This window comes from Streptomyces sp. NPDC031479 (assembly GCF_055581065.1).
The window spans coordinates 55,835-66,919 of record NZ_JBVIKC010000046.1 but is presented as its reverse complement, the minus strand read 5'-3'; the positions used below and the strand labels follow the sequence as shown (position 1 = coordinate 66,919).

General features: G+C 74.2%; 10 protein-coding genes and 1 tRNA gene. 3 read left to right on the top strand and 8 right to left on the bottom strand.

Going from position 1 to position 11,085, the window contains the following annotated elements; genetic code table 11:
* The first annotated feature begins 492 nt into the window (after window positions 1-492).
* Together ACZ5D2_RS33760 and ACZ5D2_RS33755 are read left to right on the top strand one after the other, a co-directional pair.
* Window positions 493-852 carry a hypothetical protein gene (locus tag ACZ5D2_RS33760; RefSeq protein ID WP_468934753.1) on the top strand — a complete coding sequence of 120 codons (360 nt, stop codon included), beginning with the start codon at window positions 493-495 and terminating at the stop codon, window positions 850-852.
* A gap of 127 nt (window positions 853-979) precedes the next feature.
* Window positions 980-1,054 (top strand) — tRNA-Trp (locus tag ACZ5D2_RS33755).
* A gap of 59 nt (window positions 1,055-1,113) precedes the next feature.
* Here ACZ5D2_RS33755 and ACZ5D2_RS33750 read toward each other — a convergent pair.
* The 8 genes from ACZ5D2_RS33750 to ACZ5D2_RS33715 form a co-directional block, all read right to left on the bottom strand.
* Window positions 1,114-1,845 carry a hypothetical protein gene (locus ACZ5D2_RS33750; RefSeq protein ID WP_468934750.1) on the bottom strand — a complete coding sequence of 244 codons (732 nt, stop codon included), beginning with the start codon at window positions 1,843-1,845 and terminating at the stop codon, window positions 1,114-1,116.
* Between the two features lie 363 nt (window positions 1,846-2,208).
* Window positions 2,209-3,159, bottom strand: a complete 951-nt coding sequence (locus ACZ5D2_RS33745; RefSeq protein ID WP_468934747.1) for a virginiamycin B lyase family protein — start codon at window positions 3,157-3,159, stop codon at window positions 2,209-2,211.
* 256 nt (window positions 3,160-3,415) lie between these two features.
* The gene (locus ACZ5D2_RS33740; RefSeq protein ID WP_371680687.1) at window positions 3,416-4,087 is read right to left on the bottom strand and encodes a TetR/AcrR family transcriptional regulator; all 672 of its coding nucleotides are present in this window, start codon (window positions 4,085-4,087) and stop codon (window positions 3,416-3,418) included.
* Between the two features lie 85 nt (window positions 4,088-4,172).
* On the bottom strand, window positions 4,173-5,375 hold the full coding sequence (locus ACZ5D2_RS33735) for a cytochrome P450 family protein (protein ID WP_468934744.1): 1,203 nt from the start codon (window positions 5,373-5,375) through the stop codon (window positions 4,173-4,175).
* 159 nt (window positions 5,376-5,534) lie between these two features.
* A complete protein-coding gene (locus ACZ5D2_RS33730) occupies window positions 5,535-6,770 on the bottom strand; it encodes a glycosyltransferase (protein ID WP_468934741.1) in 1,236 nt (411 codons plus the stop codon).
* Between the two features lie 187 nt (window positions 6,771-6,957).
* Window positions 6,958-7,350 (bottom strand): hypothetical protein, encoded by a 393-nt coding sequence (locus ACZ5D2_RS33725; RefSeq protein ID WP_468934738.1) that lies wholly within the window; start codon window positions 7,348-7,350, stop codon window positions 6,958-6,960.
* Entirely contained in the window at window positions 7,350-9,023 is a 1,674-nt protein-coding gene (locus ACZ5D2_RS33720; protein WP_468934735.1) for an alpha/beta hydrolase, read from the bottom strand. Before ACZ5D2_RS33720 ends, ACZ5D2_RS33725 begins: the two co-directional genes overlap by 1 nt.
* A 125-nt stretch (window positions 9,024-9,148) precedes the next feature.
* On the bottom strand, window positions 9,149-10,381 hold the full coding sequence (locus ACZ5D2_RS33715; RefSeq protein WP_468934732.1) for an FAD-dependent oxidoreductase: 1,233 nt from the start codon (window positions 10,379-10,381) through the stop codon (window positions 9,149-9,151).
* Between the two features lie 378 nt (window positions 10,382-10,759).
* Between ACZ5D2_RS33715 and ACZ5D2_RS33710 the strand changes: the two genes are divergently transcribed.
* Complete coding sequence (locus tag ACZ5D2_RS33710; RefSeq protein WP_371680682.1) at window positions 10,760-10,993, top strand: hypothetical protein; 234 nt, start codon at window positions 10,760-10,762, stop codon at window positions 10,991-10,993.
* Window positions 10,994-11,085 lie beyond the last annotated feature (92 nt).

Sequence of the window (11,085 nt, the reverse complement as noted above, 5' to 3'; positions counted from 1 at the left end):
GATCCTGGGCGGCGGGTGAAGCACCCGTGCCGCCCGGCGACCCATCCAGTTCTACCGACGCCCCGACCGCCTGGCAAAGACCCCGCCTACTACACACCCTCGCAGGAGGGGCCCCGCCGTCCCCCTCCGCCACCCCGGCCGGGAGCCGGTCCCTGAGGGTGCGCACGGGCCTCGGGCGACTACGACGCCGCTTCGTATGTGACCTGGGTCCTATGGGACGGCTCACCGCCGGAGCCCCCGAACCTCACCCGGTGTCACCATGCGCGACCCTTTGCGTGGCGGCGTGGCGGCGTGGCGGCGTGGCGGCGAACCGGCAGGGGCCGCCCCGCCCCCGCCACCACAACCGATCGGCCCGGCTGCGCGTCCTACCCGCAGAGCCGTCCCCGGTCAGCCGGTCCGGGAGGACACCGACCCTGGAGGGGCACCATCGACACGCTCGCCGCACACCGACCCGATCCGACCGCAGGGCGCCGCCACAGGGCCGCGATCGGCATGGCGCTGCTGGGCGGCGTGGCCGGTGTCGTGCTGGCCGCCGCCGTCATGACGTTCCTGTGGTGGCCGCGGACCGAGGTGACGTACCGCAGCAGCGCTCCCTCGGCAGTGGTCTACCAGGACGGGGTACCGCACTCGCTGGCACTCGTGCACAGCCACACCCTGTCCGGGCGGCACTCCTACCGGATGGTGATCGGCAGGGAATCCGTCGGGACCTACGGGCACTGGGTGGACGTCGACACCGCTCTGGGGAAGGACGGAATCGAATCCACCACGTGGACGCAGGACGGGGTGCGTGTCCGTTTCCCGACGGGCCACGAGGTCTTCGTCCCCGCCCGCTTCTTCCTGTACGGCAGGTGACGCGCGGGCTCGGCACCGTCGGGGAGGCGGCAGTGGCGGTGCGGGTCCGCCGGGCGGCCTCGCGACCCGCCCTCCTCGGCGGCGCCGGAGGGGCGGGTCCCGCAGTGGCTTACGATGCCGGACGGACGGGGCCGTAGCGCAGAGGTCGTCGCGCGCGGTCTCCAAAACCGCGAGGACGCCGGTTCGAATCCGGTCGGCTCCGTCACTCCGGCCGGCCGGGAGGGTGCGCGTCCGCCCCGCCCGGCTGCGACCGGCCCGCGGTCATGCCGGGCCGTTCCAGGCGGTGGTCAGCCCGTCGAGCCACGCGGGGGGCAGCTCCGCCGCGTCCCACTCCTCACGCAGTTCCCCGGGTACGGTCGCGAGCCGCTCCAGCACCGCGAGGCTCGTGGCGGAGTGGAGGAGCGAGTAGCGGCCGTGCACCGTGATGGCGCTGCCCGGTCCGAACGCCGCGAACATCCGCTCCAGTCGGGGCCGGTGGGCCGCGGCGAACCGCGTGAGGCGCCCGGCGTAGCCGGCCCGCTGGCGGACCGTCATCGTGGCGAGGACGGCGGCGAGCACCTCCTCGGTCACCTCCGGGTCCAGTTCCGAGACCGCCGTGAACGACAGGTACAGGGGCGTGAGCGCGACCCGTGCCCGTTCCACCTCCATGCGCCCGGCCCGCGGGCGCTCCCCCGCCGGGCCCTGTTGCCCGTCCGGGCCGACGACCCGTTGGAGCGTCCGCTCGGCGACGGCGCCGAGTTCCTCCAGCGCGTCCCCGGCGCCGTCGAGCCAGCCCGTCGCGTACTCCTCGCCCTTGTCCCCCGGAGCCTCGCGGCCGCTGCCGCTCAGTTCCTCGTAGGCCAGGGCGAGGGCGCCCGCCTCCACCAGCCCGATCAGTTCCCGCGCGTCACCGGAAGGGACCCCCGCCCGCGCGAGGAGCTGCAGCAGCGTCGTCCGCGCGTTGTCGACACTGGCCTCGTCCGGCCACTGCCGTCCCTCGTCGGCCGTGCTCATCGGATCCTCCTCTTCCCTCGGGTGGCGCGGTGTGTCCAACGAGACCGCTCCTCCCACGCTCCAACGCCCGACAGCCCGGCTGTGCTCCCGCCCGGTCGCCCGGTCCCGCTCGGCGCCGTTGCGGGCGCGAGGGCACGTGGGCGTCGACGACGGGGCCTGTGGCCGGGCACCTGGAGGCTATGACATCAGGTCGTCGGGCCGACGGAGGGAGGTGCCCCAGGGGGATCCACCCACAGGGCCGGGGCCGGCGTCCCGGTACCGCCGTACGGAAGTACGGAAGTACGGCGGTGCGAAGGACCGTTCGGGGACGCCCGCGTCGGCCCGGTCACCCGGAACGGACTCCGCCGCCCCGGGTGACCGGCACTACCGCGCCGGCCGGGCGGAACGCGGAGGGAAGGCGAGGCCCGTCGGGGTGGCCAGGCCGGTGGAGTCCACGGTGGTCTGGACGCCATCGGAGAGGCGGACGCGGACGACCCGGTTGTTGAAGGCATCGGCGACGTAGAGGGCGCCGTGGTGGTCGAGGGCGAGGCCGAGCGGGCTGCTCAGGCCGGTGGTGGGGACCGTGGTCTGCTCGCCGGTTCCCGCCGCGATCCGCACCACGCGGTCGTTGCCGCTGTCGGAGACGTAGAGGTCGCCCGCGGCGCTCAGGGCGAGACCGGTGGGCTGCGAGAGGCCGCTGGTGGGGACGGTGGACTGCCCGCTCCCGTCGGCGGGCACCCTCACCACGCGGTCGTTGACGAAGTCGGAGACGTACAGGTCCCCGTCGGGTTCCAGGGCCAGCCCCCAGGGGTGCAGCAGCCCGGTGGTGGGAACGGTGGTCTGGCCGCTGCCGTCGGCCGGCACCTTCACCACGCGGTCGTTGAAGCTGTCGGCGACGTAGAGGTCGCCGGCGGAGTCGACGGCCAGGCCCAGGGGGCGCGAGAGGCCCTCGGTGGGCACGGTGGACTGGCCGCTGCCGTCCGGGGCCGACCGCACCACCCGGTTGTTCCCGGTGTCGGAGACGTAGAGGCTGCCCGTGCGGTCCCAGGCCAGCCCTGTCGGGCGTACCAGACCGTCCAGGGGGAGGGTGGTCTGGCCGCCCCCGTCGGTGGGCAGCGTGACCACGCGGTTGTTGCCGTAGTCGGACACGTACAGCGGCGGGCCGGTGTGCGGGCCCACGTCGTGGAGCCGGTCGGCACCGGCCGCTCGCGCGGGCAGCGCGCACAGGAGCAGCGCTCCGGCGAAGGCGGCCAGACGGCGGGTCAGCCGCCTCCGGGTGCGGCCGGCGGGCGCCTGGGGTTCGGGGACGTGCGACTCGGCCGTGACGCGTGCCACGTTTCACCCACCTGTTCCGAAGGGGCCGGCCACGTGTCGGACCGGCCGGGTCGGGACGACCCTAGGCAGCCGCCGCGGGCCGGGCGGAAGCCACGCCACCGGCCGCGCCGCGGGCCACTCCAATGCACGGGCGCGTTCGAAAACGGGTAGGTGCGCCCCGTGCGGCTCTGGGATCATGCCCGGATGGTCCACCCCCTCGAACGCCTGGCCGTCCGGCACACCCACCGCCTCCCGTCCCCCTCCCGGGTCCTCCCCCTCAGCCCTGGCGGTGCGGGCCGAGGTCGAGGAGGACGGCCGCCAGGTCCTGCGCGGTCATGCCCGGGGCGGGCAGTTCCGCCGTGGGGCGCTCCCCGGCCCGCAGGCCGTCGAGGAACAGCGCCAGTTGCCGGCGCCATGCGTGCGGAGGTCCCGCGACGGCGAGGGAGGGAACGGAGCGTCCGAGCGTGGCCAGGCCCAGGAGCACGTCCTCGACGGTGACGTCGGGGCGCATGGCACCGGCCCGTTGGGCGCCGTCCACCAGCAGGGTGATGGTTTCGTGGTTGTGGGCGTGGACGGAATCGAGGGAGGTCACGCCCTCGATGGCAGTGGTCATCAGGTCGTTCGCACCGCGGTCGGTGGCCAGTACGGTGAAGACCGCCTCCAGGTAGCCGGCCAGCCCGGCCCACGGGTCCGCCGCGCGCCGCGCCTCGTCTCCGGCCGCGATGGTGTCCAGCAGGGCGTCCTGGAACACCGCGTCGATCAGGGCGGCGCGGGTGGGGAAGTTGCGGTACAGCGTGGCGTTGCCGACGCCTGCCCGGCGGGCGATCTCGTCGAGGGGGATCTCCAGGCCCTCCGCGGCGAAGGCCTTGCGCGCGGCGGCCAGGAGCAGCTCGCGGTTGCGCAGTGCGTCGCGCCGTACCGGCGCGGGCCGTCGGGTGCCCGGTGTCATGTCCACTCCTCGTTTCGCCGGCGGCGCGTACGCATGTACCGGGGATCGCTGTCCGGTACGGATGCTAGCGCCACCGGGCGGAGCGTCACGCATCGAGCCGCCGCGACCAGCGCACCGGCAGCGAGGCGACGCCCCGGAGCATGGCGTTGGAGCGGCGCTCCGGGGAATCGGGGTCCCCGGCCAGGGCGAGGTCCGGCATCCTGCGCAGCAGCGTCTCCAGGGCGATCCGGCCTTCGACGCGGGCGAGGGGCGCGCCGAGGCAGTGGTGGATGCCGTGGCCGAACGCGAGGTGCCCGCGGGCCGGGCGGCGGATGTCGAAGCGGTCGGGATCGGCGTGGTACCGGGGGTCGCGGGAGGCCGAGGCCAGGGAGAGCATGAGGCTGTCGCCCGCGGGGATGTGGACCCCGTCGATCTCCACCGGTTCGGCGGCGTGCCGGAAGGCCGCCGCCGCGACGGGTCCGTCGTAGCGCAGCACTTCCTCGACGGCGCCGTCGAGCAGGCTCGCGTCGGCCCGCAGCGCGGCGAGCTGGTCCGGGTGGCGGAGCAGGTTGAGGACACCGCCCGAGATCAGGTTGACGGTGGTCTCGTGTCCGGCGACGAGCAGGAGGAAGGCCATCCCGAGCAGTTCCTCGGGCGAGAGGCCGTCCTCCTCGGCGGCGGCGCGGACCAGGGCGCTCATCAGGTCCGCCCCGGGGTCACCCGCCTTGGCGGCGATCAGCGAGGCGAAGTACGCGGCCATCTCCCCGCCGGCCGCGGCGGCCGCGGCGGGTGAGGACGGCGCCACGAGCTCGGTGGACCAGGCGTGGAAGTGGTGCTGGTCGCCGGAGGGAACCCCGAGCAGCTCGCAGATGACGGTGAGCGGCAGCGGGAGGGCGTATCCGGCGACCAGATCGGCGGTGCCGGCCGGGGGGAGGGCGTCGAGGAGCCCGTCGGCGATCTGCCGGACGCGCGGCCGCAGCGCGTCGATCCGGCCGGCGGTGAACTCGCGTGCGACCAGGGACCGCAGGCGGGTGTGCTGGGGGGCGTCGACCTGCAGCATGTTCAGACCGATGGCGTTGCCGCCGTCGCTCTCCCATGACGAGGAGTGCCGTATGTCGTTGCGCAGGCGGGGGTCCGTCAGCGCGGCCCGCACCTCGTCGCGTCCGAGGACGAGCCACACGTCACCGGTCCCGGGCACGTGGATGCGGTGGACGTGGCCCTTCTCGCGCAGTGCGGCGTAGGCCGGGTACGGGTCGGCGATGACGTCGACTCCGGCGGGAGCGAGTTCCTCAAGCGTCGGGGCGGGCATGGCAGTTCCTCCGTGTCGGTAAACGGGGAGAACTCCCCGCTTCATGTGGGGACAGTACCACGAAGCGGGGAGCACTCCCCGGTTAACCCGCGTTCGACGACGGGTGGGGGCCGCCGCCCTGCCCGGCGGGCGCGGGCGGGTCAGGCGGCCGCGGGCGGGTCAGGCGGCCGTGGGCGGCCTTCCCTGGCCCGCCGCGTCGAGCAGCAGTCCCGCGGCCACGGCCGCCCCGTCGGCGCGGAGGGTGGAGGCCACGGCCCGCGCCCGTGTACGGGTCTCGGCGGCCAGGGCCGTGGACAGCGCGGCCGACAGCGAGTCGACGGTCGGAGTCGGATCGTGGTGGGCCGAGCCGATGCCGAGCTCGGCGACCCGTTCGGCCCAGTACGGCTGGTCCGCGATCCGGGGGACCACCACCTGGGGCGCGCCGGCCCGCGCCGCCGCCGTGGTGGTGCCCGCGCCCCCGTGGTGCACGACGGCCGCCACCCGGGGGAACAGGGCCTGCTGGTTGACCTCGCCGACCACGAAGCAGTCGTCGGCGTCGTCGATGGGGGCGAGGTCCGCCCAGCCACGGGCCAGGAGCACGCGGCGGCCGTGCGCGCGGACGGCTTCGACGGCCACTCGGGCGATGTCCTTCGGGGCGTGCGCGGCCATGCTGCCGAAGCCCACGTACACGGGCGGCGCGCCGGCGTCCAGGAACGCCCGCAGCCCATCGGGGAGCGGACGCCCGTCGGGCAGGATCCACGCCCCGGTCTGCACGACGTCGAGGTCCGTCATGCCCCGCGAGGGGCACAGGGTCGCGTCCGCCGCCAGCCACGGCCGGCCGGTGAAGACGTGGTCGCGGACGTTGTCCACCGGTGGCAGACCGATCGACGCCCGATGGCGGGCCACCGCCTCGCCGTACAGCGCGTCCACCCTCCGGGCGTCCTGTTCCCACAGCACCCGGTTGTCGGTCTCGTCCGGCGGGGACGCCGTGCCCGGCCGGGACCCGGGCGGGAAGTGCCGCGAGGGGATGCCGAAGATGTGGAAGCAGGCGTACACGTAACGGATGCCCAGCTTCTCGGCCACGTCCCGCGCGCCGGCCGGCATCAGACCGGCCGCCACCAGCGCGTCGCACCCCTCCGCCGCCGCGGTCAGGGCGTCGAAGCGCGCGGCGACCAGCTCGGGGGCGAGCCGGAACGCGTCCTTCGCCGTCGGCGGCTCCGTACCGGCCACCACCGAGCGCACCGTCGGGCCGAGCGGCACCAGCGGCACCCCGACGCGCGCCAGCAGCGCCGCGAACTCCTCGTCGGGCGGCGCGCACACGCGCACCTGCGCACCGCGCGCCCGCAGTTCCACCGCCAGTGCCGCCAGCGGTTCGACGTCCCCGCGCGATCCCCACGCCGTCAACAACACACGCACTTCGCAACTCCCGTTTCCGCAGGTCATTGGCTTTCGGCCGCCGATTCTCCGGGATGACCGGGGTCTTGCCGCAAGCCCCCGGGTGCGCTATACGTTGAAGAGGGAGGGGAGTTGGTTCCGGCCACCCTCGCCACGGCCACCGGTGAACGGCGGCCCCGCCAGAAGATGCGGGCGCGCATGTGGTGGGTCAGGTTGTCGAGGATCTCGCGCAGCCCTGCGCCGCGGACGGCCGGCAGGCGCACCAGGGCGTGCTGAACGCCCCCGGGTCGGCCCGCAGCGAGATGTCGGCGTCCGCGTCCGGGGCGGGCCGTCCGGGACGGCCACCGGCCGGCCTCCCGAACGGGGGTGTTCCCTTCCCCTCCGTCAGCACCTCCGCCCGGGACAGCGGTACGGCGTCGGCCCAGTCGAGGCCGCAGCAGTAGCCTCCGGCCCTCTCCGGGATCAGCCGCGGGCCGCGGGTGTCGCCGGACGCGATGACGATGGCGCCGGGCGCGCCGTCGGACCGGGCGTACACGGGTGCGTGGATGCCGCGGGCCGCGGCCTCGTCCGGGTGGATCTCCGGTCTGGGAAACAGAGGCATCATCGCAGCGCGTCAGCGGCCCGCCCATCGAAAAGACGGGGGGTGGGGATCCTGTCGCGCGTCTCGTCGACCTCGATGCCCGCCCTGTTGCGGCCGAGTGCGTCCGGGGGCGTCTCGTCGGCGCAGACGGTGCCCCGTGCGGGCAGGGCCAGGGTGGCGAGGTAGGCCGTGACGAGGATGCTGACGCACTCGCTCCGGTTGTAGGCGGTGTGTCCTTCGGCGGCGAAGGTCAACAGGTGTCCGTTGTCGAGGGTCCCCGCGAGGGCCACGGCGTCCCGGTACGGGGTGTCCGGATCACCGGTCGTGCCGAGGACCAGGATCGGGGCGGAGCCGGCGGCGCGGTAGGAGCCCTCGTAACGGCTCGGGCGCCGCGCCGGCCACTGCGCGCAGGTGGGCGCGTGGTTGTGGTCGTAGGTGGGCGGCCCGAGGCCGATGGGGGGTCCCAGCAGGGGGGCGGTGGCGACGTGGGCGCCGACCAGGGCGCCCAGGAGCGGCCGGCCGGACGGGTAGACCCGGTCGGCGCATTCGACGGCCAGGTTGGCGTTGAGGAAGTCGAACGACGCGGGTGAGGGCGGGTTCAGCAGGAACGAGGGCCGGCGCGTCCGCGCCGCCTCCAGGGCCTGTCCCAGGTGGGGCCAGATCTCCTTGCCGGCGTTGATGTTGAACATCAGCCGGTAGGCGAGGGTGTAGCCGGTCGCCCGGCGTCCGCTCGCGGTGACGAGGGGGTGGGCGTCCAGGTCCCGTTCGAGCGCGTCCCAGGCCCGTCGGGGATTTCCCTCGCCGAATCCGCAGGTGGTGGCGCTGCGCGCGCACCAGTCCAGGAACCGGCCGACCGCCGCGTCGAGGGCCTCGAACTGCGCGGCGTCGTAGGCGTACGGCACTTCGGCGTAGCGCCGCGGATCGTAGGCCCCGTCCAGGACCATGGCGCGCACGCGCCGGGGGAACCGGGCCGCGTACACGGTGCCGACGTAGCTGCCGAAGGAGCGGCCGTAGAAGGTCAGCGCCTCCTCGCCGAGGGCCTGGCGGAGGAGGTCGATGTCCCCGGCGTTCGAGCCGGTGCCGATGAACGGTACGAGGTCACCGGACCGTTGCCGGCAGGCGCTCGCGAAGTCCAGGCCCTGGCGGACGGCGCCCCGCAGGGCCCCGGGTCCGGGGACGCCGCGTGCCGCGTCGACGGCGGCGGCGTACTCCCGGTCGTTCCAGCACTCCACCTGTCCGCTGCGCCCCACCCCGCGCATGTCGTACCCGACGACGTCGAAGGCTTCGCGCAGGGAGGCGGGGAGCGCGTCGTAGCTGTCACGGGCGAAGTCCACACCGGAGTTGCCGGGTCCGCCGGGGTGCAGCACGAGGACGCCCGTGCGGTGGGTCCGGTCGGGTGCGAGCCGCCGGGTGACCGCGAGCGGGATCGTGGGCCCGGTGGGGCGGCGGTAGTCCAGTGGCACCCGGGCGGTCGCGCACCGGAAGCCATCGCCCGGGGCGTCGCCGGCCTCCCCCTCGCAGGGGCCCCAGGACAGGACGGGGACGGGTGGGACGGCGGCCGGGGGCGCCGCCGCGGCACCCTCGGGCGTGCTCCCGAGGAGTGCGGTGACCGCGATCAGGACGAGGGCCGTCGCCCACGCCGCTCGTCTGCGCGGGCCATCGGCCGAGCGGGTCTGCGTGCACCGGGTCTGCATACGGCGAACTCCCTCTGTCCTGCGTCGCGACAGCGGCGGCACACGGGATCGGGGGAACGTGTGGCGCCCGCGCTCGACCGAGCGGCGCCCGCTCATCACAGCCTTACTCACTCTCTTCGTTGGGTTCAGCGGAGCGATTCCTTCGGGGGGCGCTCGCGCAGGGCTCCGTATCCGATGAAGTAGGCGGGGATGCGGTTCAGCCACCGCGAGTCGCTGACGAGCTCCGTCATCCGTTTGGCCCGCCGGGGATCGCCGAACGCTGTGCGGCCCGCCAGCAGCGGTTCGATGACCTGGGTGTGGGCGAGGCGCTGGAGGCCTTGGGTCGCCACGGTGGTCGGCCAGCGACGGAGTTGGACGCGGCGCACGTCCTGGAGCCCTACGGCGCCCTCGCGCAACGGACGCACGAGGTGGCGGGCCGCGGCCACCGCGTCCTGCACGGCGAGGTTGATGCCGATGCCGAAGACGGGTGACATCGCGTGGGCGGCGTCGCCGATGCACAGCAGCCCCGGCCGGTGCCAGCGGCGCAGGCGGTCGAGCCGTACGTCGAGGAGTTTCACCTCGTCCCAGGAGGTGACGGCGTCGCTCCGGCCGGCCAGCCACGGGACCGCGGCCGTGAACCGGGTCATGAACCGCTCCAGGCCCTCCGCGCGCCGCTCGGCGTCGGTGCCCTTGGGGATGAGGGCCGCGCACTGCCAGTAGTCGCCGCGGTCGATCAGCGCGGTGAAGAACCGGTCGCCCAGGCCGCCCACGAGTCCGCTGGGATCGTCCTCGTGGCGCGGCAGCCGGAACCACCAGGCGTCCATGGGGCAGGGGAAGTCTTCCAGGCCGAGTTCGGGCAGGGTTCTGGCCAGGGAGCCCCGGCCGTCGCAGGCCACGGTGAGGGTGGCCCTGAGCTCACCGGTGGCGCCGTCCGCGGTGCGGTAGCGCACGCCCGTGACCCGCCCGCGCTCCGTGAGGTAGGAGGTCGCCTCGGTGTCCATGCGCAGGCGGAAGGAGGGCTCCCGGCCCGCTTCGTCGGCGAGCAGGTCGAGCAGGTCCCACTGGGGCACCATCGCGATGTAGTTGTACTTGCCGTGGAGCGCGCCGATGTTCCCGACCGTGACGAGGGACCGGTCCGGCCCGATGGGGAGCTGCACCGAGGTCACCCGGCGCTGGGGCAGTCGGGCGAACCGTTCGGCGAGGCCGATGTCGTCGAGGAGCGACAGGGTGGAGGGGTGCACGGTGTCACCGCGGAAGTCGCGCAGGAAGTCGCCGTGCTTCTCCAGCACCGTCACCTCCACCCCGGCCCTCGCCAGCAGCAGCGCCAGCACCATCCCGGCCGGCCCGCCTCCCACGACGCAGCACGTCGTACGCTCCACACCGCCACCTCCTTCGCGGGGATCGGGCGAACCCCAGGAGACGTATACCGCACGGGGAGAGCCGGTTCCGGTACCGGCGGCACCGGGCTCCGCCGTCGGGCCGGCCCGCGGCCCGAGATGACGAGTCGCGGAGAGGTGACTAGCATGGGGGGAAGACGGCCGCAACTGCGGGATCCGCTCTCTGCCCGCAGTGGTGCACGCGGCTTGGGAATCGCGTGTCGGCAGGGGGTCCGTGGCTCGACGAAGCCACGTTGACGGCGGACGCGCACTCATCACATTCATTCAGCCCCAGGAAAACTCCGTGCACGTTCCACGAGAGGAGGCAGAACGAATTCGTGCCGCCACGAGTGGCACAGCTGCGAGAAGGGTTCTGAAATCATGCAAGCACTCAGAGTCAAGCGGCTCTTCGCCGTCTCCGCCATCGGTGTCCTCATGGCCGGCGGCGCGGCGCTCGGCGCCGCGGGTACGGCCTCGGCGGCCATGCCCACCCACTCCGTCACCTACAGCCACGGCGGCGGAGGTTGGGACGACGACGACCACGGCTACAACCACGGTGGGTGGGACAACGATGACGACTGGGGCGGAGGAGGATGGGACGACGGCGGCTGCTGACGAACCGAGCCGCACGGTGCGGACCGTCGAAAGACGGTCCGCACATCTTCGTGTCCGGCGAGCCGACGATCCGGGCTCCTGCCGGTTGAACC